This window comes from Streptomyces sp. NPDC037013 (assembly GCF_055607265.1).
The window spans coordinates 419,529-445,707 of sequence record NZ_JBVJRV010000001.1 but is presented as its reverse complement, the minus strand read 5'-3'; the positions used below and the strand labels follow the sequence as shown (position 1 = coordinate 445,707).

At 72.1% G+C, this 26,179-nt stretch carries 16 protein-coding genes and 3 pseudogenes; 6 read left to right on the top strand and 13 right to left on the bottom strand.

Going from position 1 to position 26,179, the window contains the following annotated elements; all coding sequences use genetic code 11:
• Positions 1–56: 56 nt before the first annotated feature.
• Positions 57–1,016 (bottom strand): annotated as a pseudogene (locus ACZ7DY_RS01930) (GlxA family transcriptional regulator); the annotation flags it as partial.
• A gap of 146 nt (positions 1,017–1,162) precedes the next feature.
• Between ACZ7DY_RS01930 and ACZ7DY_RS01925 the strand changes: the two are divergent.
• From ACZ7DY_RS01925 to ACZ7DY_RS01915, 3 genes and pseudogenes are all read left to right on the top strand, one after another.
• Positions 1,163–2,077 (top strand): SCO6745 family protein, encoded by a 915-nt coding sequence (locus tag ACZ7DY_RS01925; protein ID WP_471128744.1) that lies wholly within the window; start codon positions 1,163–1,165, stop codon positions 2,075–2,077.
• Positions 2,078–2,167: 90 nt separating this feature from the next.
• Positions 2,168–2,299, top strand: a pseudogene (locus ACZ7DY_RS01920) (LPFR motif small protein); the annotation flags it as partial.
• A 111-nt stretch (positions 2,300–2,410) separates the two neighbouring features.
• The gene (locus tag ACZ7DY_RS01915; protein WP_471128742.1) at positions 2,411–4,876 is read left to right on the top strand and encodes a Tex family protein; all 2,466 of its coding nucleotides are present in this window, start codon (positions 2,411–2,413) and stop codon (positions 4,874–4,876) included.
• Positions 4,877–4,907: 31 nt separating this feature from the next.
• On the opposite strand, the gene ACZ7DY_RS01910 is transcribed toward ACZ7DY_RS01915, so the two are convergent.
• Both ACZ7DY_RS01910 and ACZ7DY_RS01905 read right to left on the bottom strand, forming a co-directional pair.
• Positions 4,908–6,551, bottom strand: a complete 1,644-nt coding sequence (locus ACZ7DY_RS01910) for an ABC-F family ATP-binding cassette domain-containing protein (protein ID WP_471128739.1) — start codon at positions 6,549–6,551, stop codon at positions 4,908–4,910.
• A gap of 280 nt (positions 6,552–6,831) precedes the next feature.
• Positions 6,832–7,860 (bottom strand): oxidoreductase, encoded by a 1,029-nt coding sequence (locus ACZ7DY_RS01905; protein ID WP_471128737.1) that lies wholly within the window; start codon positions 7,858–7,860, stop codon positions 6,832–6,834.
• Between the two features lie 66 nt (positions 7,861–7,926).
• On the opposite strand from ACZ7DY_RS01905, the pseudogene ACZ7DY_RS01900 reads away from it, so the two are divergent.
• Positions 7,927–8,882, top strand: a pseudogene (locus ACZ7DY_RS01900) (NAD(P)/FAD-dependent oxidoreductase).
• 9 nt (positions 8,883–8,891) lie between these two features.
• Here ACZ7DY_RS01900 and ACZ7DY_RS01895 read toward each other — a convergent pair.
• The 3 genes from ACZ7DY_RS01895 to ACZ7DY_RS01885 form a co-directional block, all read right to left on the bottom strand.
• A complete protein-coding gene (locus ACZ7DY_RS01895) occupies positions 8,892–10,571 on the bottom strand; it encodes a BCCT family transporter (protein WP_471128734.1) in 1,680 nt (559 codons plus the stop codon).
• A 134-nt stretch (positions 10,572–10,705) separates the two neighbouring features.
• Positions 10,706–11,986, bottom strand: coding sequence for a M14 family metallopeptidase (locus ACZ7DY_RS01890; RefSeq protein WP_471128731.1), 1,281 nt, complete (start codon positions 11,984–11,986; stop codon positions 10,706–10,708).
• Positions 11,983–13,974 carry a Xaa-Pro dipeptidyl-peptidase gene (locus ACZ7DY_RS01885; protein ID WP_471128728.1) on the bottom strand — a complete coding sequence of 664 codons (1,992 nt, stop codon included), beginning with the start codon at positions 13,972–13,974 and terminating at the stop codon, positions 11,983–11,985. Before ACZ7DY_RS01885 ends, ACZ7DY_RS01890 begins: the two co-directional genes overlap by 4 nt.
• Before the next feature lie 203 nt (positions 13,975–14,177).
• On the opposite strand from ACZ7DY_RS01885, the gene ACZ7DY_RS01880 reads away from it, so the two are divergent.
• Positions 14,178–15,692: a M1 family metallopeptidase gene (locus tag ACZ7DY_RS01880; RefSeq protein WP_471128726.1), complete on the top strand. Its 1,515-nt coding sequence runs from the start codon at positions 14,178–14,180 to the stop codon at positions 15,690–15,692.
• Between the two features lie 16 nt (positions 15,693–15,708).
• Here the strand turns inward: ACZ7DY_RS01880 and ACZ7DY_RS01875 are convergent, their stop codons facing one another.
• The 5 genes from ACZ7DY_RS01875 to ACZ7DY_RS01855 form a co-directional block, all read right to left on the bottom strand.
• Positions 15,709–16,623, bottom strand: a complete 915-nt coding sequence (locus ACZ7DY_RS01875) for an oxygenase MpaB family protein (RefSeq protein WP_471128724.1) — start codon at positions 16,621–16,623, stop codon at positions 15,709–15,711.
• 79 nt (positions 16,624–16,702) lie between these two features.
• Positions 16,703–17,497 carry an alpha/beta fold hydrolase gene (locus ACZ7DY_RS01870; RefSeq protein WP_471128721.1) on the bottom strand — a complete coding sequence of 265 codons (795 nt, stop codon included), beginning with the start codon at positions 17,495–17,497 and terminating at the stop codon, positions 16,703–16,705.
• Positions 17,442–18,014 (bottom strand): hypothetical protein, encoded by a 573-nt coding sequence (locus ACZ7DY_RS01865; RefSeq protein WP_471128718.1) that lies wholly within the window; start codon positions 18,012–18,014, stop codon positions 17,442–17,444. The genes ACZ7DY_RS01870 and ACZ7DY_RS01865 overlap by 56 nt, the downstream gene beginning before the upstream one ends.
• Before the next feature lie 157 nt (positions 18,015–18,171).
• Complete coding sequence (locus ACZ7DY_RS01860; RefSeq protein WP_471128715.1) at positions 18,172–19,641, bottom strand: amino acid permease; 1,470 nt, start codon at positions 19,639–19,641, stop codon at positions 18,172–18,174.
• Between the two features lie 159 nt (positions 19,642–19,800).
• Positions 19,801–21,606, bottom strand: a complete 1,806-nt coding sequence (locus ACZ7DY_RS01855) for an AMP-dependent synthetase/ligase (RefSeq protein WP_471128713.1) — start codon at positions 21,604–21,606, stop codon at positions 19,801–19,803.
• A gap of 215 nt (positions 21,607–21,821) precedes the next feature.
• Between ACZ7DY_RS01855 and ACZ7DY_RS01850 the strand changes: the two genes are divergently transcribed.
• On the top strand, positions 21,822–22,574 hold the full coding sequence (locus tag ACZ7DY_RS01850) for a MerR family transcriptional regulator (RefSeq protein ID WP_471128711.1): 753 nt from the start codon (positions 21,822–21,824) through the stop codon (positions 22,572–22,574).
• 15 nt (positions 22,575–22,589) lie between these two features.
• Here ACZ7DY_RS01850 and ACZ7DY_RS01845 read toward each other — a convergent pair whose 3' ends face one another.
• Complete coding sequence (locus ACZ7DY_RS01845; protein ID WP_471128709.1) at positions 22,590–24,773, bottom strand: 3-hydroxyacyl-CoA dehydrogenase NAD-binding domain-containing protein; 2,184 nt, start codon at positions 24,771–24,773, stop codon at positions 22,590–22,592.
• Positions 24,774–24,936: 163 nt separating this feature from the next.
• Positions 24,937–26,151: an acetyl-CoA C-acetyltransferase gene (locus ACZ7DY_RS01840; protein ID WP_471128707.1), complete on the bottom strand. Its 1,215-nt coding sequence runs from the start codon at positions 26,149–26,151 to the stop codon at positions 24,937–24,939.
• Positions 26,152–26,179: the final 28 nt, after the last annotated feature.

Sequence of the window (26,179 nt, the reverse complement as noted above, 5' to 3'; positions counted from 1 at the left end):
GGCCGGTGCGGGTGGCCGGACCGGTGGGCGGGGGTGGTGACCGGGCCCGTCTCCGCGGCGGGCAGTGGGTGGAAGCGGCGGCGGTACTCGGCCGGTGCCGCGCCGAGCGCCTTGACGAAGGCGCGGCGCATCGCCTCCGGCGTCCCGTAGCCGCAGGCGCGCGAGACCTGTTCGACGCCGTCGTCGGTGTCCTCCAGGAGCCTGCGGGCGTGCTCGACCCGGACCCGCTCGACGTACTTGCCCGGCGTCAGCCCGGTGTCCGCCCGAAAGGCGCGGGCGAAGTGGCGGGGCGAGAGCTGGGCGCGCGCGGCGAGCGCGTCGACCGTGAGGTCGTCCTCGGGGTGTTCGGTGATCCACTGCTGGACCTCCCGGATCGGCGCGCGCCGCGCGGTCTGCGCGGCGAGCTGGACGCTGAACTGCGCCTGGTTGCCCGGACGGCGCAGGAAGACCACCAGGTGGCGGGCGATGGTGAGGGCCACATCGCGGCCGAAGTCCTCCTCCACAAGCGCCAGGGCCAGGTCGATGCCCGCGGTGACCCCGGCCGATGTCGCGACGTGACCGTCCCTGACGTAGATGGGGTCCGGGTCGACCTCGACCCCGGGGTGCTGACGGGCGAGCCGGTCGCAGTACGCCCAGTGCGTCGTGGCGCGGCGCCCCTCCAGGAGGCCCGCCTCGGCGAGCCGGATGGCGCCGGTGCAGACCGAGACGAGGCGCTCGGCCCGCGGCCCGTGCTCGCGCAGCCAGTCGACGAGGTCCGCGTCCTCGGGCCTGGTGCCCGCGCCGCCCGGGACGAGCAGGGTGTGCGGCGTGGGCGCGTCGGCCAGCGCGAAGTCCGGGACCAGGGTGAGCCCGCTCGACGTGCGCACGGGCCGGCCGTCCATGGACGCGGTGCGGACCCGGTAGCCGTCCCCGGTCCCGAGGCAGGGCGCGGCGCCCGCGAACACCTCCACGGGGCCCGTGACGTCGAGGCTCTGGACATCGTCGAAGAGGACGACCAGGACGGTTCGCTGCTCCATGCCCCGATTCTTGGCCCGCCCAGTGATGTCCGCAATGACGGGCACCCACCTTTCCTGCCATCCGGCATCCGGTGCGTGCGCGTGCACGCGGAATTGGGGTGGCCTGCGCCACGGACGACATACCAACCAGTAGGTACCGTGCTCCCATGACCTCTTCGACGACGTCCACCACGCCTTCCACCCCGCCCTCCGACGCGGCCGCCGCACTGCCGCCGCGCGCCGGCCGCCGCTGTCACAACGTCCTCAACTCCCTGCACTCGACGCACTACTTCGCGCCCGACTCCGCGCGGGAGATGGCCGCCCTCGGGGTGAGTCACCCCGCCGCCGTCAACTTCGCCCTGCGGGCGGCGGCGATGGGCGCCGTCGGTGCCGGAACCGTGGCCGCCACCTTCTACAACTACAAGTACGAGCTCGTCGCCGCGCACGTGCCCGAGGTGTGGAAGACCGCCGCCCCTGAGCAGGTCCAGGGCGCGCGCATGCGGGCCGTCGACTCCACGCTGCGCCGGCTCCTCGGCGAGGAGCTCATCACCTCGCCCGAGATGGCCGAGGCCGCCGGGCTCGCGCTGCGCGCCACCGAGGCGTGCGGCCGCGGCGCCCGTCCGCTGTACGCCGCGCACGCCGACCTGCCCGTCCCCGACGAGCCGCACCTCGCGTACTGGCACGCGGCGACGCTGCTGCGCGAACACCGCGGCGACGGGCACCTGACCGTCCTGCTCGGCGTCGAACTCGACGGTCTTGAGGCCATGGTGACCCACACCGCCACCGGCAAGGGCATGACCCCGAAGTGGGTCTTCGCCACCCGGGGCTGGAACCAGGAGGACTGGGACGCCGCCGTCCAGCGACTGCGCGGGCGCGGACTGCTCGACGACGAGGGCGAGTTGACGGAGGCGGGCGTGGCGCTGCGCCGGGACATCGAGGCCGAGACGGACCGCCTCGACCGGGCACCTTACGAGCACCTGGGCGCCGAGGGCGTCGAACGCCTGACGGAGCTCGGCACCCTCTTCATCGGGAAGGCGCTGCAGGCCGGGGCGTACCCGGCGGACCTCCTCGGCAAGCGCTGAGGGCCCGCGCGGCATGGCTTGCCCGCTCCGAGGTACCCGGACGTCCCCCGGCCGCCACCCAGGCGGCGCCGGGAGACGAGAGGGGAAGCCATGTTCCGTGCCATAGCGGACGTACTGCGTCAGATCGCGGGCGCCATCGCCACCGTCGTCACCCTGCCGTTCCGGGCGGTGGCGCGGCTCTTCGGCGGAGCCTCCCGTTCCACCGGGCGGGGCGGGCGGAGCACCGGCAGGCGACCTGGCCGGACGGGCCGGACCCGACGGGTCTGATCACCCTTTGCCGCCGCCACCTGCCACAATTGCCCGGCAACCTCAGCGAGAAGGCGGTACCGGAACGTGGCAGCTGTGAAGACGTCCACCCCTGCGTCCATCGAAGGCAGGATCGCCGAGGAGCTCGGCGTACGGGAGCGGCAGGTGAAGGCCGCCGTCGACCTGCTCGACGGCGGGTCCACGGTGCCCTTCATCGCGCGCTACCGCAAGGAAGCGACCGAGATGCTCGACGACGCGCAGCTGCGCACGCTCGAGGAGCGGCTGCGCTACCTGCGCGAGCTGGAGGACCGCCGCGCCGCGATCCTCGAATCGGTCCGCGAACAGGGCAAGCTCACCGACGAGCTCGAGGCGCGGATCCGCGAGGCGGACACCAAGGCCCGGCTCGAGGACATCTACCTCCCGTTCAAGCCCAAGCGCCGCACCAAGGCGCAGATCGCCCGCGAGGCGGGGCTCGAACCGCTGGCCGACGGGCTGCTCGCCGACCCGTCCGTGGAACCGCAGGAGGCGGCCGCCGCGTTCGTGGACGCCGGCAAGGGCGTCGCGGACCCGCAGGCCGCCCTCGACGGCGCCCGGGCCATCCTCGCCGAGCGGTTCTCGGAGGACGCCGACCTGATCGGCGAGTTGCGCGAGCGCATGTGGGTGCGCGGCCGGCTCGCCGCGAAGGTCCGTGAGGGCAAGGAAGAGGCGGGCGCCAAGTTCGCCGACTACTTCGACTTCGCCGAGCCCTTCACGGAGCTCCCCTCGCACCGTGTCCTGGCCATGCTGCGCGGCGAGAAGGAGGACGTCCTCGACCTGGTCCTCGAACCCGAGGAGCCGCCCGCCACGCCGGGCACCCCGTCCTCGTACGAGGGGATCGTCGCCCAGCGCTTCGGCATCGCCGACCGCGGCAGGCCCGGCGACAAGTGGCTGCAGGACACGGTGCGCTGGTCCTGGCGGACCCGGATCCTCGTCCACCTCGGCATCGACCTGCGGCTGCGGCTGCGGACGGCCGCCGAGGACGAGGCGGTGCGCGTCTTCGCGTCGAACCTGCGCGACCTGCTGCTCGCGGCGCCCGCGGGCACCCGCGCGACACTGGGCCTGGACCCGGGCTTCCGCACCGGCGTGAAGGTCGCCGTCGTCGACGCCACCGGCAAGGTCGTCGCCACCGACACGATCCACCCGCACGTCCCGGCCAACAAGTGGGACCAGTCCCTGGCCACGCTGGCCCGGCTCGCCGCGGAGCACGCGGTCGAACTGATCGCCATCGGCAACGGCACGGCGTCCCGCGAGACCGACAGGCTCGCCGCCGAACTCATCGCCAGGCACCCCGAGTTGAACCTGACGAAGGTGATGGTCTCCGAGGCGGGCGCGTCCGTGTACTCGGCGTCGGCCTTCGCCTCACAGGAACTGCCCGACCTGGACGTCTCGATCCGCGGCGCGGTCTCCATCGCCCGCCGTCTGCAGGACCCGCTGGCCGAACTCGTGAAGATCGACCCGAAGTCGATCGGGGTCGGCCAGTACCAGCACGACCTCTCCGAGACGAAGCTGTCGCGCTCGCTCGACGCCGTCGTCGAGGACTGTGTGAACGGCGTCGGCGTCGACGTGAACACCGCGTCCGCCCCGCTCCTCGCCCGGGTCTCCGGCATCGGCGCGGGCCTCGCGGAGAACATCGTGGCCCACCGCGACGCGAACGGTCCCTTCAAGAGCCGCAAGGGGCTCAAGGACGTCGCCCGGCTCGGCCCGAAGGCGTACGAGCAGTGCGCGGGCTTCCTCCGCATCCGCGGCGGCGACGACCCGCTGGACGCCTCCAGCGTGCACCCGGAGGCGTACCCCGTGGTGCGCAAGATGGTGAAGTCGGCCGGGGGCGAGGTCGGTTCGCTGATCGGCAACACGGCGACGCTGCGCTCGCTGCGGCCGGACGACTTCGTGGACGAGGTCTTCGGGCTTCCCACGGTCACGGACATCCTGAAGGAGCTGGAGAAGCCCGGGCGCGACCCGCGTCCCGCCTTCAAGACGGCGACCTTCAAGGAGGGCGTCGAGAAGCTCTCCGACCTCGCTGCCGGGATGGTGCTCGAAGGCGTGGTCACGAACGTGGCCGCGTTCGGCGCCTTCGTCGACGTGGGCGTGCACCAAGACGGCCTGGTGCACGTATCCGCCATGTCGAAGACGTTCGTCAAGGATCCGCGCGACGTCGTCAAGCCCGGCGACATCGTCAAGGTGAAGGTCATGGACGTCGACATCCCGCGCAAGCGGGTCTCGCTGACGCTGCGGCTCGACGACGAGACGGACGCGTCCGCCTCCGGCGGGGAGCAGCAGAAGCGGGGCGGGCGCCCGCCCCGGCAGCGGCAGCAGGGCGGCCAGGGGCAGGGGCAGCAGCGCTCCGGCCAGGGCCAGCGCGGTGGGCAGGGCCAGCGCGGTGGGCAGGGCCAGCGCGGCGGCCAAGGTCAGCGTGGTGGCGGGCAGCGGCAACAGCGGCAGGGGCCGCCGCCCGCCAACGACGCGATGGCCGAGGCGCTGCGGCGGGCCGGTCTGGTGGACCCGAAGCGGGGCTGAGGCGCTCGACGCGCGGCGGGGGTCGGAGTGGTCAGAGCGACAGCTCGGTCACTCTGCCCTCCGCCACCTCCAGACGGCGCGTCACACGGACCGCGTCGAGCATCCTGCGGTCGTGCGTGACCAGCAGCAGCGTGCCCTCGTAGGACTCCAGGGCCGACTCCAGCTGCTCGATCGCGGGCAGGTCGAGATGGTTCGTCGGCTCGTCGAGGACGAGGAGGTTGACGCCGCGGCCCTGGAGCAGGGCGAGGGCCGCGCGCGTCCGCTCGCCGGGCGAGAGCGTGGCCGCCGAGCGCAGCACGTGCTCCGCCTTGAGGCCGAACTTGGCGAGCAGCGTGCGGACTTCGGCCGGTTCCGTCTCGGGGACCGCCGCGCAGAACGCGTCGAGCAGAGACTCCTCGCCGTGGAACAGCGCGCGGGCCTGGTCGACCTCGCCCACCAGGACCCCCGAGCCGAGAGCGGCGTGGCCCGCGTCGAGCGGGACGCGTTCCAGGAGGGCGGCGAGCAGCGTCGACTTGCCCGAGCCGTTGGCCCCGGTGATCGCCACGCGGTCCGCCCAGTCGATCTGCAGGGTCACCGGGCCGAGCGTGAACGCGCCCCGGGACACCCGGGCGTCGCGCAGGCTCGCGACGACCGTGCCGGAGCGCGGGGCGGCAGCGATCTCCATGCGCAGCTCCCACTCCTTGCGGGGTTCGTCGACGACGTCGAGGCGCTCGATCATGCGCTGCGTCTGGCGGGCCTTGGCGGCCTGCTTCTCGCTCGCCTCGCTGCGGAAGTTCCGGCCGATCTTGTCGTTGTCGCCCGCCTTGCGCCGGGCGTTCTTGACGCCCTTGTCCATCCAGGAGCGCTGCATCTGGGCGCGGCCCTGGAGCGCCGCCTTCTTGCCCGCGTACTCGTCGTACTCGTCGCGGGCGTGCCGCCGGGCCGTCTCCCGCTCCTCAAGGTAGGCGTCGTAACCGCCGCCGTAGAGGTTGATCTCCTGCTGCGCCAGGTCGAGTTCGAGGACCTTGGTGACCGTGCGGGTGAGGAACTCGCGGTCGTGGCTGACCACGACGGTGCCGGCGCGCAGGCCCCGTACGAAGCTCTCCAGACGTTCCAGGCCCGCGAGGTCGAGGTCGTTGGTCGGCTCGTCCAGGAGGAACACGTCGTACCGGGAGAGGAGGAGGGAGGCGAGTCCGGCGCGGGCCGCCTGGCCTCCCGAGAGCGAGGTCATCGCCTGGTCGAGGTTGACGGCGAGGCCGAGCGAGTCGGCGACGTCCTCGGCGCGCTCGTCCAGGTCCGCGCCGCCGAGCGCCAGCCAGCGCTCCAGGCTGGTGGCGTAGGCGTCGTCCGCGCCCGGGGCGCCGTCGACGAGGGCCTGGGTGGCCTCGTCCATGACGCGCTGGGCCTCGGCGACGCCGGTGCGGCGGGCGAGGAAGGCGCGGATGGACTCGTCCGGGCGGCGCTCCGGCTCCTGGGGCAGGTGCCCGACGGACGCGGTGGGCGGCGAGAGCCTCAGCTCTCCCCCTTCGGGGGTGTCCAGCCCCGCGAGCAGCCTCAGGAGCGTGGACTTGCCGGCTCCGTTGGCCCCGACGAGACCGATGACGTCGCCCGGGGCGACGACCAGTTCAAGACCGGAGAAGAGAGTGCGGTCGCCGTGGCCGGCGGCGAGATCTTTGGCGACGAGGGTTGCGGTCATCAGAGGGCGATTGTAGGCCGGGGACGCGTCGCCGCTCCGCTGGGCCGGGGTGGGGCGCCTTGGGTTCGGTGGGTGGTGCGGCGTCGGGGGGCGAGTGCGGGCGTGCCTGGGCTGGTCTCGCCTTGGGGCGGTGGTGGGTGCGGGGCCGCGGGGGTATGTGCGTACTCGCCATCCCTGCGCCACGCCGTGCGGACAAAGACGGCACAGGGGGCTCGGTGCTCCGTTCGCACATACCCCCACGTCCCCTCCCGTCTCGGGGGCGGGTGCGGGCCGGGGGGAGTCAGCGGGTGGGTGTTGCCAGGACGTTCGTGGATGTGCGTGCCACCACGTAGGCCTCGCCCTTTGTGGCCTTGGTCGGCAGGGTGATCCTGTGCTCGCCCGGTTGCAGGACCTCGTCCAGGACCTCGTGGGCATGTGTGCGCGCCAGCCGGTCCAGGCGGTACGTCGTCAGGCGGACCCGGCACGCCGACGTGACCTCCAGCTCGGCCGAGGAGGGTGACGCCTCCAGCCTGGTCAGGCGGCGCTGTTCCCGGGGGCTGCGGTCCAGCGCGTACTCGATCTGCGCGACCAGGAGCGGGATGATCGGGGCGAGCCCGTCGACGTAGGCCACCTCGACGTCGGCGCGGTCGAAGGCGGAGCGTACGGAGCGGCGGGTCTCGTCGGGGACCGCGCGGCCGAAGGCGACCGCTCCGTAGGTGCGCAGCTCCTCGGGCGGGACGCCCGCCGCATCCGCCGCGATCTCCGCGCCGATGCCGATCGTGCGCAGCGCCGCCGCCAGCTTGGCGAGGAGCGCCACGCGGGCGCCGATGAGCAGGACCCGGCGGCGGGCCTGCGACTCGCCGTCGGTGAGCAACTGGCCGAGCGCCGCGCGGTATTCGTCGCCGCGGAAGCGGAACGGCCCTATGCCGTGGTAGCCGTTGAGCTCCAGGTCGGCCGGTTCGGCCGTCTGCCAGGCGAAGTCGCGCCAGATGAAGTCGTCGCTGCCGTCGGCGCTCTTCTCGATGACCGCGGTCACCGCGCCGCACTCCAGGCCCTCGCACTCGGGGCAGCCGTATATGACGTACCGGCCGTCGCGCAGCGGTGCCCGCGCCTCCAGGAGCAGCCGGCGGACATGTGCCGTGAAGATCGCCGGCGGGATGTCGGCGGCCAGCGGCGACACCGCGTCGAGGTCGGAGAGCTGGAAGAGCAGGGGGCGGCCGTCCACGATGAAGTCGACGAAATCACGGTGCGCTTGGAAGCCACCGTCGGCGAGAACCCCACCGGCGCGCATGGCCGGTGCCAGACCGAAGGTCGCGTACTCGGCAGACATGGTGTGAGTATCCCCACCTGAGATGTGATGTGAGCACGGCATCGCGACTTCCGCTACGTTCCCGGGATGAAGGATGACGCGGTGATCGTGGTGGGCAGCGGTGTCGTGGGGCTCACCACGGCCGTCGTGCTCGCGGAGGCGGGGCGGCCCGTGCGGGTGTGGAGCAGGGAGCCCGCCGAGCGGACGACCTCGGCCGTTGCGGGTGCGCTGTGGTGGCCGTACCGCATCGAGCCGGTGGCGGCGGCCGGTGACTGGGCGCTGGGTTCCCTCGCCGTTTACGAGGAGTTGGCGGCCCGCGGTGGTGTCGGCGGCGTACGCATGGTCGAGGGCGTACTCGCCGGGGAGCGGCTGGACGCGTTGGGGCCCTGGGCGGCGGGGGTGGCGGGGCTGCGGGCGGCGGAAGCCGGGGAGTACGCGGGGCAGGGGCTGTGCGCCCGGCTGCCGCTCATCGACATGCCGGTCCATCTCGCCTGGCTGCGGGGGCGGTTGCGCGCCGCCGGGACGGTCGTGGAGGAGCGGACGGTCGGGCGGCTCGCGGAGCCCCTGGCCGAGGCGCCCACCGTGGTCAACTGCTCCGGCATCGGGGCACGCGAGCTGGTGCCGGACGAGGCGGTGCACCCGCTGCGGGGGCAGATCGTCGTCGTGGAGAACCCGGGGATCGACACCTGGTTCACGGCGGCCGATCCCGCCGCGGGGACGACCACGTACTTCTTCCCGCAGCCGGGCGGGCGGCTGCTGCTCGGCGGGACCGCCGAGGCCGGCGCCTGGTCCATGGAGCCGGACCCCGCCGTGGCCGAGGCCATCGTCGCGCGGTGCGCGGCCGTGCGGCCGGAGATCGCCGGGGCGCGGGTGCTCGGCCATCGCGTGGGGCTGCGGCCGGCCCGCCGCCGGGTGCGGCTGGAACGCGAGCGGACCGCGGAGGGCGGGGTCCTCGTGCACAACTACGGGCACGGCGGCGCCGGGGTCACGTCGCCTGGGGGTGCGCCCGGGAGGCGGCGCGCCTTGCGGACACCGCCTCCTGAGCCGGCCGGTCAGCGCTTCCCGGCCGCGGTACTCCCCGATTCCGGCTCGGCGTCGTCCTCGTCCTGGGCGGGGCCGATGCGGATCTCGAAGTCACCGTCGTACTGCTCGTGACCGGCGATCACCGCCTTCTCGACGGCTTCCGTGCCGTGCTCGCCGCGCACGATCAGCGGGTCGTGGCGCAGGTCCCGCATCAGGGACACGCACATGCCGATCATCACGAGGGTGAACGGCGCGGCGACCAGGATCGTGAGGTTGCGCAGGCCGGTGAGCGCGTCGTCGGAGCCGTCGCCGATCAGCAGCATGATCGCGCCGACCGCGCCGGTCACGATGCCCCAGAAGATCACGACGAACCGGCCGGGTTCGAGGGCGCCCTTCTGGGAGAGCGTGCCCATGACGATGGAGGCCGCGTCGGCACCCGAGACGAAGAAGATGCCTACGAGGATCATCACGAGCAGGCTGGTGACGGTGGCGATCGGATACTCGTGGAGCAGGCCGAAGAGCTGCGCCTCCGGCGTCGTCTCGCCCTTGAGTCCGCCCCGGTCGGCGACGGTCATCGCGCTGCCGCCGAACACGGCGAACCAGATGAGGCTGACGGTGCTCGGCACCAGGATGACGCCGCCGACGAACTGGCGGATCGTACGGCCGCGGCTGATCCGCGCGATGAACATGCCGACGAAGGGCGTCCAGGAGATCCACCACGCCCAGTAGAAGACCGTCCAGCTGCTCAGCCAGTCCGCGACGCCCTTGCCGCTGGACGCCTCGGTGCGGCCGATGAGCTGCGGCAGGTCGTCGAGGTAGGCGCCGAGGGAGGTGGGCACCATGTCGAGGATGATGACCGTCGGCCCGGCGATGAAGACGAACACCACGAGCAGCGCGGCAAGCACCATGTTGATGTTCGACAGCCACTGGACGCCCTTCTCGACGCCGGAGATGGCGGACGCCACGAAGGCCAGGGTCAGCACGGCGATGATGACGACGAGCAGGCCGGTGCCTGCGTCCTTCATCCAGTCGAGCACCTCGATGCCGCTGCCGATCTGCAGGGCGCCGAGGCCGAGGGAGGCGGCCGAGCCGAAGAGGGTGGCGAAGATGGCCAGGATGTCGATGACCCGGCCCCAGGCGCCGTGGGCGTGCTTCTCGCCGATGAGGGGTTCGAAGACGGCGCTGATGGTCTGGCGCCGGTTGCGCCGGAAGGTGCTGTACGCGATGGCGAGGCCCACGACCGCGTAGATCGCCCACGGGTGGAGCGTCCAGTGGAAGAGCGTGGTGGCCATCGCGGTCTCCATCGCCGCGGGCGCGTCGGACGGGTCGGTGCCCGGCGGCGGCGAGGTGAAGTGGGCGAGCGGCTCGCTCACTCCGTAGAACATCAGCCCGATGCCCATGCCGGCGCTGAACATCATGGCGACCCAGGAGACGGTGCGGAACTCCGGCTCCTCGCCCTCCCGGCCGAGGGTGATCTTTCCGTACCGGCTGACGGCCAGCCAGAGCGCGAAGACCACGAAGCCGGTGGCGGTCAGCATGAAGAACCAACCGCCGTTGTGCATCAGACCTTCGAGCATGTCCGTGGAGACGCTCTCGAGCGAGTCCGTCGACACCGCGCCCCAGACCACGAACGCGAGAGTGAGCACGGCGGTCACGCCGAAGACCACGCGGTCGGTCTGGGGGGACCGGCCGCCGGGGGCGGGTGCCATGATCTCCTGCGACCCTCCCCCGTCGTCCGCTTGATGCTGATCCTGCGTCACAAGTGACACCTTTCGAGGGGTCGTTTGATTCCGGACTTCATCCTCCGCTACCCCCTACCACATGTGACGCACCTCTCACTTCCTCAACAGGCCATGTCGGGCCGAGCTGTGACCATGTGGTACGGCGCGCGCTCGTCGAGCAGGAGCGGGACGAGGGCGCGCGCGGACTGCCGCAGCGGCACGTACGCGCCGGACCGCCGGTGCCGCACGGTGACGCCGTGCAGGGCCAGTTCGTCCTTGATGTCGTCGTACTGGGCGGCGGTCAGGCGGTAGCCGCAGGGCGGGTCCTGGATCACCTCGGACGGCTCGGCCGGGTCATTGTCGGCGCCGCCGACGTAGACGGGGCCGCGGTCGCGGTGGCCCGCGGCGCGGGCCGCGCCGGTGGCGGCCTCGAGCCGGTCGCGGCGCTCGTCCGTGTAGTCGAAGAGGCCGCCGAGCGCGGAGCGTTGGGAGGCGACGCGGCGCCGGTTGTTGAGCGCCTCGTCCTTCTTCTCCGCCTCGGTCATCGGGTCGACGCGGCTCTCGATCAGCAGGCCCGCGGCGTGCTTGATGCCGGACATGTTCCGCAGGATGCGCTCCTGGCCGTCGCCCGCGGTCTGCTTGATCGGGTCGCCGGTGACCGGGTCGGTCCAGATGCCGTACGTGCCGGTGGTGTACCCGTCGTGCCCGGCGGCCGGCCGCACGTACGCCTTCGACAGGGTCTGCGCCTCCTGGTGCACGGCCTCGTCGGTGTTGAGGTTGCGCGGCCAGAGGTCGAACAGGTCCTTGTCGTAGTACTTGGGGGTGGCGCCGTACTCGTGCAGGTCGTAGATGACGTCGGGCTTCCGGTCACGGATCACGGCGGCCATGGCGCGGGCCTCCGCGGTCTTCAGGGCGAGGTGGTCGCGGTTGATGTCGACGCCGTCGGAGTTGCCGCGGGTGTCGGCGGCGCGGCCGTCCGGGTTGGCGGTGGGTACGACGAGGAGCGTGGTGCGGGAGAGGAAGCGCGCGGTCTTCTTGTCCTTCGCGTACGCGAGGTCGCGGATGGTGGACAGGCAGGCCTCGCGGCCCGACGGCTCGTCGCCGTGCTGGCTGCAGACCAGCAGCACCGTGTTCTTGGCGGGGCGTTCGCCGATGCGGACCAGCTGGAGGGGGCGGTCCTGCTTCGTGGTGCCGACGCGGGTGACCGAGACCCGCGCGGTCGCCTTGTCGACGGCGGCGAGGAGGCGCTGCTCCTCCGCCTGGCTGGTCCAGCGGGCCCCGTCGGTCTCCTCGAATCCGGTACGGGGCGGGGTCGTCGTCGCCTGCGCGGGCGCCGTCAGGAGCGGTGCGGCGAGCGCGGTGGTGGCGCAGGCGAGCACCAGGGTGCGGATGGCGGGTCTCATGAAGTGCTGCCTCCCGGGCGGGGGTCGAGCGGTCGCGGCGGGGCCACGCCGGCGGGACGGGACGGGCCGGGCGTGCCGGGTGCGGTGGTGGTGAAGGCGCCGGGTCCGCCGGACAACGGCAGGTTCGCCGAGGTGCGGGCCAGGTCGAGGGTGAGCGTCGGGGTGTCGGCTGGGGGCTCGATGAGGTTCTTGTCGGTGCCCGCGACGATCAGGGCCAGCCGGTGGCCCGCGGGGACGACGTGGTCGCTCGCGGCCAGGTCGAGCGTGATGGTGTAGGGCTTGCCCGGGGTGAGCGGGCGGCCGTGTCCGGGGTCCGCCCAGTTGCCGAGGTCGGCCCAGCCGCGGCTGAAGACGGTGTGGTCGACGTCGGCGGTCCTGGCGCGCGTCTCCTTGAAGCAGGCGCTGTCACCCGCGGTGCTCGAACCCCAACAGGTGCGCTCCGCGAGGGTGGTGATGCCCTCGCCCGCGGCGGCGTAGTCGCGGATGGTGTCGGGGCCGAGGTCGACGAGGACCGCGGAGAGGTGCGCGGTGCGGGTGGTCGGCGTGGCGGTGACGGTCACCGTGGAGGAGCCGGACAGGCGCAGGTCGCGTCCGAGGGGTCCGGTGACGAAGCCCGCTTTGGCCGGGGTTGGGGTGTCGATGTGTTCGGCCCAGTCCGTCTCGCTCAGCCGGGGGTCGTCGGTGAAGGTCTCGGTGCCCTTGCCGCGTCGCAGGCCGAGGGTGCCGACGCCGGGCGAAGTGCCCTTGGCGGGACGGAGCTTGACGGTGTGGGTGGAGCGCGGCGGCCAGACCCGGTCGGTGGTCCAGTGGTCCGGCGAGCGCTCGATGTCGGCCATCGGCTCGCGGTCGACGCCGTTGTCGTAGCCGAGGAGTTCGTGGTCGAACCACCGGTGCAGCGTGCGCACCCAGTCGCCGCGGCGCAGGTCGAAGGGGTCGACGTGACCGGCCTGGCTGAGCCAGATCTTCCGCTCGACGCCGTTCTTCGCGAGGGCGTTCCACCACTGGCCGAAGTGCTTGGTGCGGACGTTGAGATCCTGCATGCCATGGACGACGAAGACGCTGGCGCGCACCTTGCCGGCGTCCGGGACGTGGTTCCGTTCGCTCCACAGGGGGGTCCAGTCGCCGGAGCGCGGCGCCCCGTCGATCAGGCGCTGCTGCACGGCGCCGCAGCGGGCGCGCGCCTGGGGGCTCTCCACGGCGTCCGACAGCCATTCGGGGCCGCTGTCGTAGAGCGGGGCGCCCTTGGCGAAGTAGTAGTCGTACCAGGACGAGATCGCGCCGATCGGCACGATGGTCTTGAGGCCCCGGGCGCCGGTGGCGGCCACGCCCTGCGCGATGGTCCCGTCGTAGCTCTTGCCGATCATGCCGGTGGCGCCGTTGGTCCAGGTCGCCCTGGCCCGTTCGTCTCCGGTGCGGCTGCGGTAGCCGCGGGCGCGCCCGTTCAGCCAGTCGACGACGGCCTTGGCGGACCGGACGTCGGAGCGGCCGCCGACGTCGACGCAGCCGTCGGAGCGGTTGGTGCCCGCGAGGTCGACGGCGACATAGCCGTAGCCGCGGGGCACGAAGTAGTTGTCGTAGTAGAGCGGGAACCGCACCGGGCTCCCGTCCGCGTCGTACGTCTTCTTCTGGCTCTCGTTGCCCCGCCCGCAGCAGGCGTAGTAGGGGCTGGCGTCCATGATCACGGGTATCCGGCGGCCCGGGCGGTCGAGTTCGTGGGGGCGGACGATGTCGACGGCGACGCGGTCGGTCCTGCCGTCCGCGTCGCCGTCGATCCTCGTGTCGACCCAGACGGACTCGCGTATCGCGTCCTCGTACGAGTACACGGGCCTGCTCTCGCCCGGGGTGCGAGGGGCCTGGCCGGGCGCGCGCGGGGCCGGTGCGGCCCCCTGCGCTGCGCCCGGGGACATGAGGGTGGCCATCAGGGCGGCAAGGGCCGCCGCAAGCAGCGTTCTCCACAGGAGGCGGGTGCGTCGCGCACGTATCGGCATGGCGCGGAAGGTACACCGGTGAACTGCGGCGCGACAGAGGGCCGCACACGGTTGCGTCAGGTGCGTGGGACATTGAGGCACATGTCGGCCGAATGGCGATCGTGTGACGTTCGGGACCATGGACATGACGGGTGCCGGAGGGGCTGAATAGGCTCGTCGACCAAGACGAACAGATCTTGAGCCCCTACGACTTGGAGCTTGACGTGCACCGCAGACTCATCGCCCCGGGCGCGCTCGCGGCCTCCCTCCTGCTGGCGATCCCGGCGTCGGCCGCGGACTTCACCCCCGGGGCCCCGGGCATCGGCGACCCCTACTACCCGGCCAGCGGCAACGGCGGATACGACGTCTCGCACTACGACCTGCGGCTGAAGTACCAGCCCGTGACCGACCTCCTTGAGGGCACGGCGACGATCAACGCCCGTACCACCCAGAACCTTTCGCGGTTCAACCTCGACTTCGGGCTGAAGGTCTCCGAGGTGCGGGTCAACGGCAAGAAGGCGAAGTTCGCGAGGACCGGCGACCAGGAGCTGGAGATCACGCCGCCGGCCGGGCTGCCCAAGGGCACGCCCGTCACGGTCGTCGTGCGCTACGCGGGCAAGCCCTCCGAGCTGAAGATAAACGGGTACACGGCCTGGCACCGGACGCCGGACGGCGGCATCGCGGCGCAGGAGCCGGAGTCGGCCGTGTGGTGGTTCCCCTCCAACGACCACCCGCTGGACAAGGCGACGTACGACGTGTCGGTCTCCGTGCCGGACGGCACCCAGGCGATCTCCAACGGCGTGCTGCAGTCGCAGAGTTCGAAGCTGGGCTGGACGCGCTACAACTGGCGCTCCAACAAGCCGCAGGCGAGCTATCTGGCCACCCTCGCCGTCGGCAAGTTCGACATCACGACCGACAAGACGGAGAGCGGCCTGCCGGTCCTCAACGCCTACAGCAAGGACCTCGGCGACAACGCGGGCGCGGCGCGGGCCAGCATCGAGCGGACCACCGAGGTCGCCGAGTGGCTGGAGACGGTCTTCGGCAAGTACCCGTTCAACGCGCTCGGCGGATACGTGCCGAACGTGAAGAGCAGCTACGCCCTGGAGACCCAGACGCGGCCCTTCTACAGCCCTGCCGCGTTCGCAAACGGCTCCAACGCCTCGATCGTCGTCCACGAACTGGCCCACCAGTGGTACGGCGACAGCGTCTCCGTCGACGGCTGGAAGGACATCTGGGTCAACGAGGGCTTCGCCCGCTACAGCCAGTGGCTGTGGTCGGAGAAGGAGGGCGAGGGCACGGCGCAGGAACTGGCCGACTACGTGTACGCCCAGCACCCCGCGGACGACCCGTTCTGGCAGGTCAAGCCGGGCGACCCGGGACCGGACAACCAGTTCCACGGCGCGGTCTACGACCGGGGCGCGCTCGCGCTGCAGGCGCTGCGCAACGAGGTCGGCGACGACACGTTCTTCAGGATCCTCAAGGAGTGGCCGCAGAAGCACGCGTACGGCAACGCCAAGGTGGGCGACTTCGTGAAGTTCGCCGAGAAGATCTCCGGCAAGCCGCTCGCGGAGCTCTTCGACACGTGGCTCTACCAGCCGTCGCGGCCCGACGCGCCCGCCGTGCGCGAGGCCGGCATCGCCCGCTCGGCGGCCGCCCCGGCCAAGCCGAAGTCGTGGAAGCAGATCGCGGCGACGAACGGGGTGCACGAGCACGGCGCCCGGCACGGGCACGGTCACTGACGACCGCGTTCACCGTTCACCGCGCCGTCCGGTCCCACCGCCGGGCGGCGCGGTACCGCGCCCGGGCCCTGCGGGCCTGCGGCAGATAGCGCAGCCGCTCCGGCAGCAGCGGCACGACCGTGCGCACCACCCGGCCGAGCCTGCGCAGCCGGCGCTCCTGCCCGGCCGTCCACGGCAGGCCGATCGCCTCGCGGGCGTCCGGCGGCATCAGGCCGATGGTGACGAAGCGGCGGAAGCGGGCCAGCGGCGGCAGGAGCAGCGGCCACAGGAGGCGCAGCACGAGACGCGGCAGCCGCGGGCCGCGGTCCGGCGGCGGCAGCCTGCCGACGGCGGTCAGCTCCTCGGCGACCGCGGTGAGTTCGATCTCCTCGGCGAGGACCTTGCGGTAGTAGGGCCAGAACTCCTCGACGGTCTGCGGCATGTCCCGGTCGTGGATGCCGAGGATCCGCCCGACCTGGAGCCACTCGGCGTACAGCTGCCGTTCCTGTGCCGCGGTGAACGGGCGGCGGCCCAGGTACTTCTGCGCGTGCCGGTAGACGGGGAAGCCGGTGGCGTGGACCCAGGCGTAGTTGGCGGGCGTCAGCGCGTGGTAGCGGCGCCCGTGCGCGTCGGTGCCCTGGATGGTGCGGTGCAGTGCGCGCAGTCTGCGGCCCTCGGCGGCGGCTTCCTCCCCGCCGTACACCCACAGCAGGAGCGAGCGCACCGAGCGTTCGCCCCGCCCCCACGGGTCGGTGCGGAACACCGAGTGCTCGTCGACGCCGGCGCCGACCGCCGGGTGGGCCACCTGCAGGGTGAGCGCGGGCGGCAGCATGAGGACCATGCGGATGTCGCCCGCGATGCTCCACAGGATGCCGCCGGGCGGCGGCGGGGCGGGGTCGGGGCCGGAGCGGCGCTGCGTGGGGCGGTCCGTGCGGTGGGCGGCAGGGTTCATGCGACGTGCTCCTTCGCCGTGCCCGGTTCGTGCGCCTTCCAGTATGCGACCGGGCACGGCACGGAGGACCGCGGGGGCGTCACCGTGCCGCGGCGTACGCCTCCTCGATGACGTCGACGACGGCGTCCGGTTCCCGGACCGTCGGGAAGTGGTCGCTGTGCGCGAGGCGTACCAAGCGGCAGCCGGGGATGCGCCGCGCCATCGTCTCGTTCACCTGGATCACCTCGGGCCGGTCGTACTCGCCGAGGGCCAGCACGCACGGCACGTCGAGCTCGCCGAGCCGGCCGTAGGTGGGCGGGTCGGGCACGTTGTGGGGGTAGTTGGCGAACCACGCGGGGATGACCGCCCTGATGTGCGCCTCCACCTCCGGGTCGTCCCCGGTGACCGCGGCGCCCGAGGTGCGGCGCAGCAGGGCGACGAGCCCGTCCAGGTCGTTCGCCTCGGCGAGCCGGCCCATCTCCGCCTGGAACTCCGCCGACACGAGCTCGTCGGCGCCGGTGACGCCCGGCACCAGCAGAGCCAGGCTCGCCACCCGCGCGGGATCGCGCAGCGCCAGACCGAGGGACGTCGCACCGCCCATGCTCGACCCGGCGAGGACCGCGCGGGCCACCCCGAAGTGGTCGAGGACGGCGATCAGGTCCTCGACCATCGAGTACGCGGCGGTCGGGGCCGGCGACCTGCCGTACCCCCGTACGTCGTAGTGGATCACCCGGTGCCGTTCCTCGAGCCGCGGGCGGATGCCGTCCCAGATGCGGGAGTCGCCGACGCCGGGGTGGAGGAGGATCAGGGGGAGGCCCGCGCCGCCCGTGCCGCTGGGCTCACCCGAGTCGTGGGCCCATACTTCGCCGTCCTTGACCGAGACCATGACGTCCATGCCCCGAGTCTCCGCGGGGGCGGGCCGGGCCGCCAGTGGTGTCGGCGGAGGAGGGCGCGAATGCGTCGGCCCAGCGACCTGAACCCGTCGGCCCGGCGTCGGGCCGGGCGGCCGGTTCGGCGAGCGGGACCACAGGGGGTCCGGTGAGCGGCTCGGCGGCGATGCGGCTCGCCAGCTCGGAGGCCCACTCGGAGACCTGGCCGCGCAGCTCGGCCTCCGCAGCGGCGCGCGCCGCCTCCACTCCGGCCTGGCCGGTGGCGGGCACGGCCGTGCCGTCCCACTCCTCACCTGCGGTGCCGTGCGCCGGCGGGGTCCCGGGCCGGGCCTCGGAGAGCAGCCTGCCACCGGCCGGGCTCCCGGTCTCGGCGCCCGTGCGGGCGGAGTCGGTGGCGCGGCGGCCGGGACGGGTCAGGGCGCGTCCGGCGAGGAGGCAGAGAGCGCCGCACAGCAGGGCGGCGAGCGCCAGTGCCTGGGGCTGCGGGCCGAACGGCCCGAGTTCCGTGGGGGTGAGCTGCATGCCGGTGCCTTACCCGCTCATCCGTGCGCGACAACGCACAGCTGCACAGCAGTTGTCCCGAAGACGCGGTGGCGCCCTCTCGGAGCTACGTGATCCGAGAGGGCGCCACCGTACGGGCCGCCGTCGGCGGCGGCCCTCAGCCGTTACGGACGGCCGGTCACCTGTCCTGCGTCTCCGTGAGGCTCTGGGCCTCGCGCTCCACGCGGCGGCGCACGCCGAACCAGCCGGCGACGAGGGCCGCGCCCACGATCGGGATGAGGAAGAGCGTCTTGCGGCCCACCTCGGCGTCCTTCCACATCAGGCAGAGGACGGTGAGCAGGAACGCGATGGTCACGTACTCGGTGACACCGCTGCCGGGGAGCCGGAACTTCGGCCGGGTGATCTCGCCCCGCTTCGCGCTGCGCACGAAGGCCAGGTGGCAGACCATGATCGTGATCCAGGTGCCGATGATGCCGAGCGAGGCGACGTTCAGGACGATCTCGAAGGCCTGGTCGGGGACGATCCGGTTCAGGCCGACGCCCAGGACGCCGATGGAGGCGGTGAGCAGGATGCCGCCGTAGGGCACCTGGTTGCGGTTCATCTTCGCCGTGAACTTCGGGGCGGAGCCCGCCATCGCCATCGAGCGCAGGATGCGGCCGGTGGAGTACAGGCCGGAGTTGAGCGAGGACATGGCCGCGGTGAGGACCACGAAGTTCATCACGTCACCGGCGGCCGGGACGCCGATCTTGGAAAGGACCGTCACGAACGGGCTCTGGTCGGCCGTGTACATCGTGCCCGGCAGCAGCAGCGCGAGCAGGATCACGGAGCCGACGTAGAACAGGCCCACGCGCCACATGATCGAGTTCACCGCGCGCGGGACGATCTTCTGGGGCTCGGCGGTCTCGCCCGCCGCGACGCCGACCAGCTCCAGCGAGGCGTACGCGAAGACGACGCCCTGCATGACGATCACGACCGGCATCACGCCGTTCGGCATGAGGCCGCCGTGGTCGGTGATCATGTTGAGGCCGGGCGCCTCGCCGCCGACCTTGTGCTGGCTGGCCAGCAGCCAGATACCGATGATCATGAAGGCGCTCAGCGCGGCCACCTTGATGATCGAGAACCAGAACTCCATCTCGCCGAAGTACTTCACCGAGACGAGGTTCACCGTGAGCACGACCGCGAGGGCGATGAGCGCGAGGACCCACTGGGGTATGTCGGTGAAGAAGCTCCAGTAGTGGGTGTACAGCGCGATCGCCGTGATGTCGGCGATGCAGGTGGTCGACCAGTTGAGGAAGTACATCCAACCGGCGAAGTACGCGCCCTTCTCGCCGAGGAACTCACGCGCGTAACTCACGAACGAACCGGACGACGGCCGGTAGAGGACCATCTCACCGAGCGCCCTCACCACGAAGAACGCGAAGATTCCGCACACGAGGTACGCGAGGGCGAGCGCGGGGCCCGCCGAGTGGAGGCGGCCACCCGCCCCCAGGAAGAGGCCGGTGCCGATCGCGCCACCGATGGCGATCATGTTGACGTGGCGGGCCTTGAGGTCCTTGCTGTAACCGGCGTCGCCGGCGTCCGCGGGGGCCTGGGAGGCGTCGTTGCGGGACGCGTCCACGGCGGCCGTGTCTACGGCTTCCTTGCTCACGTGGTCGATCTACTCTCTGGTGCCCGGAGGAGCTCCGGGGTCCGGATGTGCTCCGGCCCGCGACACCCCTGACGCGCGCGAACCGACGGGACACCTTCCCTTACACCACCCGCCCCACGCGGTGGCGCACGTCACATAGCGGAACTTCTCACATGCTGGTCAGGGGGTGTACAGGGCCTCGATGACCTGCTCGTACTTGTCCCGGATCACGCGGCGGCGCAGTTTCAGGGACGGCGTCAGCTCTCCGGTCCCGGGGCCCCACTCCTCGCCGAGGACGCGGTAGCGCTTGACCTGTTCGGTGCGGTTCAGGCGGGCGTTGGCGGCCCGGACGGCGCGGTCCACCTCCGCGAGCACGGCCTCGTGGGTGACGAGGTCCCCCTCGATCCCGTGCGCGGCGGCCCAGGCGGGCGCCGCCTCCGGGTCCAGGACGAGCAGCGCCACCAGATAGGAGCGGCCGTCCCCGTGGACGAGGGCCTGCCCGATCAGCGGATGCTCCTTGAGGGCGTTCTCGACCAGGGCGGGCGAGACGTTCTTGCCCGTCGAGGTCACGATCATCTCCTTCTTGCGGTCGGTGAGCCAGAGGTATCCGTCCTCGTCGAACCGGCCGATGTCGCCGGTGGCGAACCAGCCGTCCGCGTCGCAGGCGCTGTCGACACCGCCGTCGGGCCGCAGGTAGCCGTCGAAGACCGTCGCGCCGCGCACCAGGATCTCGCCGTCGTCGGCGACGCGTACGTCGAGGCCTTCGAGGGGGCGGCCGACCGAGCCGATCCTGAACGCCCCGGGGCTGTTCGTCGTGACCACGCCGGAGGTCTCCGTGAGCCCCCACGCGTCCATGATCACCAGGCCGAAGCCGGCCCAGAACCCGGCCACCTCGGGCGGCATCGGCGCCGACGCGCTCGCGGTCCACACCAGCCGGTCGAACCCGGCGAGCGCGAGCAGCGGGTCGAGCACCTCCCGCTTGGCCTTCTCGTACGCGGCGCTCAGCTCGGCGGCGGGCTCCTCACCGCGCTCCCGGCAGGCGACATACGCGCGCGCCGTCGCGTTCGCCGCCTCGATCACGCGGCGCCGCTCCTCGGGCAGCCCGGCGAGCGCGGCGCGCACGGAGGCGGCGAGCTTCTCCCACACGCGCGGGACGCCGAAGAACTGGAGGGGGTGCAGCTCGCGCGCGGTGGCGGCCACCTGCGCGGGGTCCGCGCACAGGTGGACGTGGGCGGCGCGCAGCACCGTCAGGTAGATGCCGAGCAGCCGCTCCGCGATGTGCGCGAAGGGCAGATAGCAGAGGTGTCCGACGTGTTCGGGGAGGTCGACGACGGCGTCCAGGGCGGTGCCGCCGATGAGGATGTTGCGGTGGGTGAGACGGACACCCTTGGGGTCGCCGGTGGTGCCCGAGGTGTAGACGACGGTGAGCGGGTCGGTGGGGCGGATCGCGCGCCAGGACTTCTCGAAGGCCGCGGCGTCGAAGAGGCGGGCGCCCGTCGCGTGCAGCCAGCCGTACGCGCGGTGTTCTCCGGCGTCCGCCCCCTCCACGACGACCAGCCGCTCCAGCGGCGTCGTCCCGTCGCCCAGCAGGGGCTCCCAGCGCGGGAGTTCGCCGGCTCCCTCGACGACGGCGAGGCGGGCCCGGCTGTGCCGCGCGATGTGGGCGACCTGTTCGGGCGCCGCGGTGCCGTACACGGTGACCGGGACGGCACCCAGGTGCACCAGGGCGAGGTCGCTCAGCCAGTGCTCGGGGCGGTTGCCCATCATCATCAGGACGTGCTCGCCGCGCCGCACCCCGAGCGCTTCGTAGCCGGCGGCGAGGACGGCGATCTTCCGGCGCGCCTCGCGCCAGGTGAGCGTCGACCACCCGCCGCCCTCGCGCCAGGAGAGCGCGGGGAGGTCGCCGTGGTCCTCGGCGTTGCGGAGCAGCAGGGCGGGGAGCGTGATGTCGGCGGGGTCCCCGGGGAGTCGCAGGGTCGTGGTCATGACCGCCTCCTGGCGCCATCGGCTGTGCGTGAGCGGACGGGTGCGTGAGGAGCGAGTGGCCGAGCGTGGACGCGCATGTGACTGGCCCGGAGGGTTTCACAACACTGGTGTGCCAGCAATACTGTTGCACTGGTTTGCCGCACGTCCCGGCGGGCGCCGGACCACTGCACCACGGGGAGACGTCCGGAGAGCCGGCCGGGAGGGAGGGCACCGCCATGACGACGGACACCGCAGGCACGGAGGCGACGGAGGCCGGTGAGCCGACGCTCACGGTCGACGAACTGGCCGCGCGCGCGGGCGTCACGGTCCGCACGATCCGCTTCTACAGCACCAAGGGCCTGCTGCCGCCGCCGGTGATCGGCCCGCGCCGCGTCGGCCACTACGGCCGGGAGCACCTCTCCCGGCTCGCCCTCATCGAGGAGCTCCAGCACCAGGGCATGACGCTCGCCGCGATCGAGCGGTACCTGGAGCAGCTGCCCGCCGATCTGAGCGCGCACGATCTGGCCATCCACCGCGCCGTGGTGGCGTCATGGGCACCCGACGCGGCCGAGGACGCCCCGCACGCCGAGCTGGAGCGCAGGGCCGGCCGCACGCTCGACGAGGCGGACCTGGAGCGGCTCACCGCGATGGGCGTGATCGCGCGGACCGGGACCCCGGGGACGTACCGCGTGGACCTGGGGCTGCTGCGGCTGGGCGTGCAGCTCCTGGACGTGCCCATCGCGCACGAGACGATCCTCGCGGCGCGCACGGTCCTGATGGAGCACACGCGTTCGGCCGCGCGCGAGCTGTCCCGGCTCTTCCGCGACGAGGTGTGGGGGCCCTACCGCGAGCGCGAGTCGGACCCCGGTCACGTCGCGGCGATGCGGTCGCTCTCGGCGCACATGCAGCCGTTGGTGGTGCAGGCGCTCGTGACGGCCTTCCAGCGCTCCCTCAAGGAGGAGCTGAAGGAGTGGCTCAAGGAGGACTGAGCCACTCCCCCGCCCTCAGCCGTCGCTGAACTTCTCGCCCTTCTCCGCCTTCTCGACGAGCAGCGCGGGCGGCGTGAACCGCTCTCCGTAGCGCTCGGTGAGCTCACGCGCGCGTGCCACGAAGCCGGGCAGGCCGCCCTCGTAGCCGTTGATGTACTGGAGCACGCCGCCCGTCCAGCCCGGGAAGCCGATGCCGAGGATGGAGCCGATGTTGGCGTCGGCGACCGACGTCAGGACGCCCTCCTCAAGGAGGCGCACGGTGTCGAGCGCCTCGGAGAAGAGCATGCGCTCCTGCATGTCCTCGAACGGGATCTCGTGCCCCGGCTTGGTGAAGTGCTCGCGCAGGCCCGGCCAGAGCTTGCCGCGCTTGCCGTCCACGTAGTCGTAGAAGCCCGCTCCGCCGCTCCGGCCGGGGCGCCCGAACTCGTCGACCATGCGGTCGATGACGGTGTCCGAGGGGTGGCCCGCCCAGGTGCCGCCCGCCTCCTCGACGGCCTTCTTCGTCTCGTTGCGGATCTTGCGGGGCAGGGTGAGGGTCAGCTCGTCCATCAGGGAGAGGACCTTCGCCGGGTAGCCGGCCTGGGCCGCGGCCTGTTCGACGGAGGCGGGCTCGATGCCCTCGCCGACCATCGCGACGCCCTCGTTGATGAAGTGGCCGATGACGCGCGAGGTGAAGAAGCCGCGCGAGTCGTTGACGACGATCGGCGTCTTGTTGATCTGGCGCACCAGGTCGAAGGCGCGGGCCAGCGCCTCGTCACCGGTCCGCTCGCCCTTGATGATCTCCACGAGCGGCATCTTGTCGACGGGCGAGAAGAAGTGCAGCCCGATGAAGTCGACGGGGCGCGAGACGCCCTCCGCCAGCGTGGTGATGGGCAGCGTGGAGGTGTTGGAGCAGAGCAGCGCGTCCGGCTCGACGATGTCCTGGATCTCCTGGAACACCTTGTGCTTGAGGGCGGTGTCCTCGAAGACCGCCTCGATCACGGCGTCGCATCCGGCGAGTGCCTGCGGGTCGGCGGTCGGCGTGATGCGGGCGAGCAGCACGTCCGCCTTCTCCTGGGTGGTGCGGCCCCGCTGGACGGCCTTGGCGCAGAGCTTCTCGGAGTAGCCCTTGCCCTTCTGGGCGGCCTCGGCGGAGACGTCCTTGAGGACGACCTCGATGCCCGCGCGGGCACACGAGTACGCGATGCCCGCGCCCATCATCCCGGCGCCGAGCACGGCGACCTTGCGGACCTGGCGCGGCTCGACGTCCTTGGGGCGGTTGGCGCCGGAGTTGACGGCCTGGAGGTCGAAGAAGAAGGCCTGGATCATGTTCTTCGCGACCTGGCCGGTGACCAGCTCGGTGAAGTACCGGGCCTCGATGGTCAGCGCGGTCTCGAAGTCGACCTGGGAGCCCTCGACGGCCGCCGCGAGGATGTTGCGCGGCGCGGGGTAGTTGGCGCCCGCCGTCTGCTTCTTGAGGTTGGCGGGGAAGGCGGGCAGGTTCGCCGCGAACTTCGGGTGGGCGGGGGTGCCGCCCGGGATGCGGTAGCCCGGCTTGTCCCAGGGCTGCTGCGACTCGGGGTTGGCGTCGATGAAGGCGCGGGCCTTCTCGATCATCTCCTCGCGGGTGGCGGCCACTTCGTGGACGAGGCCGTTCTCCAGGGCGCGCTTCGGGTTGTACTGGGTGCCCTGGAGGAGCACCTTCAGGAGCGCGTCCGTGATGCCCATGAGGCGTACGGTGCGGGTGACGCCGCCACCGGCGGGCAGCAGGCCGAGGGTGACCTCGGGCAGGCCGATCTTGGAGCCGGGGGCGTCCAGGGCGATGCGGTGGTGGGAGGCGAGGGCGATCTCGTAACCGCCGCCGAGCGCCGCGCCGTTGATGGCGGCGACGACGGGCTTGCCCAGGGTCTCGATGCGGCGCAGCGAGTTCTTGATCGCGGTGCCCGTCTCGAACGCCTGCCGGGCGTTCTCCGGGCCGACCTTGATCATGTCCTTGAGGTCGCCGCCCGCGAAGAAGGTCTTCTTGGCGGAGGTGTAGATGAATCCGCGGATGGCGTCCTTGTCGGCCGCGACGGCGGCCTCGGCACGGTCGGCGATGGCCGCGATGGAGTCCTTGAACGCCTGGTTCATGGTGTTCGCGGACTGGTTGGGGTCGTCGAGGACGAGGGTGACGACACCGGTGTCGTCCTGCTCCCAGCGGATCGTGGTGCTTTCGGTCATGTTCGTGTCTCCGTGAAGTCTGTGGCAGGCGGAATCTGGGGGGGGATCGCCGAGGCTCGTGGCCGTCTGGCGGTGGGTGGGGGCTGGTCGCGCAGTTCCCCGCGTCCCTGAGAGGCGCACTTCGTGCGCCGTCTCAGGGACGCGTCCGGGGAAGGCGCGGCCCCTACAGCCGCTCGACGATCGTGGCGATGCCCATCCCGCCGCCCACGCACAACGTGGCCAACCCGTACCGGAGGTCCCTGCGCTCCAGCTCGTCGACGAGCGTGCCCAGGATCATCGCCCCGGTGGCGCCCAGGGGGTGGCCCAACGCGATCGCGCCGCCGTTGACGTTCACCTTGTCCAGCGAGAGACCCATGTCCTTCACGAAGCGCAGCACGACCGCCGCGAACGCCTCATTGATCTCGACGAGGTCGATGTCGTCGATGGTGAGGCCGGCCTTGGCGAGCGCCTTGCGGGTCGCGGGCGCGGGCCCGGTCAGCATGATCAGCGGCTCGGAGCCGGAGACCGCGGCGGAGACGATCCGCGCGCGCGGGATGAGCCCGTACCGCTCCCCCACCTCCTTGGTGCCGACGGCGACCAGCGCGGCGCCGTCGACGATGCCCGAGGAGTTGCCCGCGTGGTGGACGTGGTCGATCTCCTCGATCCAGTGGTACTTCTGCAGCGCGACCGCGTCGAAGCCGCCCATGTCGCCGATGTCCTTGAACGACGGCTTGAGCTTCGCGAGGGAGTCGGCGGTGGTGCCGGGGCGCAGGTGCTCGTCGTGGTCGAGGACGACGAGGCCGTTGCGGTCCTTGACCGGTACGACGGACCGCCCGAAGCGGCCGTCCTTCCAGGCCGCGGCGGCGCGCTCCTGCGAGAGGGCCGCGTACTCGTCGACGTCGCGCCGCGAGAAGCCCTCGATGGTGGCGATGAGGTCGGCGCCGATGCCCTGCGGCGCGAAGTTGGTCTCGAAGTTGGTCATCGGGTCGGCGAACCAGGCGCCGCCGTCCGAGGCCATCGGCACCCGCGACATCGACTCGACGCCGCCCGCGAGGACCAGGTCCTCCCAGCCCGAACGGACCTTCATCGCGGCGAGGTTGACGGCCTCGAGGCCCGAGGCGCAGAAGCGGTTCTCCTGGACGCCGGCCACCGTGTCGGGCAGTCCCGCGGCGATGGCGGCGATGCGGGCGATGTCGGAGCCCTGGTCGCCGACCGGCCCCACCACGCCGAGGACGATGTCGTCGATGGCGGCCGGGTCCAGGTCGGGGAAGCGGGCCTGGATCTCGTGGATCAGGCCGACGACGAGGTCGATCGGCTTGGTGCCGTGCAGGGCGCCGTTGGCCTTGCCGCGTCCGCGCGGGGTGCGGATCGCGTCGTATACGTACGCTTCGGTGGTCACGCGTGAGCCTTTCGGGGTGTCCGGGAGG

Bases quoted from the DNA above. Each gene is read 5' to 3' on its own strand.
- ACZ7DY_RS01925 (WP_471128744.1), top strand. From the start codon at position 1,163: ATGACCTCTTCGACGACGTCCACCACGCCTTCCACCCCGCCCTCCGAC.
- ACZ7DY_RS01910 (WP_471128739.1), bottom strand. From the start codon at position 6,551: ATGACCGCAACCCTCGTCGCCAAAGATCTCGCCGCCGGCCACGGCGAC.
- ACZ7DY_RS01905 (WP_471128737.1), bottom strand. From the start codon at position 7,860: ATGTCTGCCGAGTACGCGACCTTCGGTCTGGCACCGGCCATGCGCGCC.
- ACZ7DY_RS01895 (WP_471128734.1), bottom strand. From the start codon at position 10,571: ATGGCACCCGCCCCCGGCGGCCGGTCCCCCCAGACCGACCGCGTGGTC.
- ACZ7DY_RS01890 (WP_471128731.1), bottom strand. From the start codon at position 11,986: ATGAGACCCGCCATCCGCACCCTGGTGCTCGCCTGCGCCACCACCGCG.
- ACZ7DY_RS01885 (WP_471128728.1), bottom strand. From the start codon at position 13,974: ATGCCGATACGTGCGCGACGCACCCGCCTCCTGTGGAGAACGCTGCTT.
- ACZ7DY_RS01875 (WP_471128724.1), bottom strand. From the start codon at position 16,623: ATGAACCCTGCCGCCCACCGCACGGACCGCCCCACGCAGCGCCGCTCC.
- ACZ7DY_RS01870 (WP_471128721.1), bottom strand. From the start codon at position 17,497: ATGGACGTCATGGTCTCGGTCAAGGACGGCGAAGTATGGGCCCACGAC.
- ACZ7DY_RS01865 (WP_471128718.1), bottom strand. From the start codon at position 18,014: ATGCAGCTCACCCCCACGGAACTCGGGCCGTTCGGCCCGCAGCCCCAG.
- ACZ7DY_RS01855 (WP_471128713.1), bottom strand. From the start codon at position 21,606: ATGACCACGACCCTGCGACTCCCCGGGGACCCCGCCGACATCACGCTC.
- ACZ7DY_RS01850 (WP_471128711.1), top strand. From the start codon at position 21,822: ATGACGACGGACACCGCAGGCACGGAGGCGACGGAGGCCGGTGAGCCG.
- ACZ7DY_RS01845 (WP_471128709.1), bottom strand. From the start codon at position 24,773: ATGACCGAAAGCACCACGATCCGCTGGGAGCAGGACGACACCGGTGTC.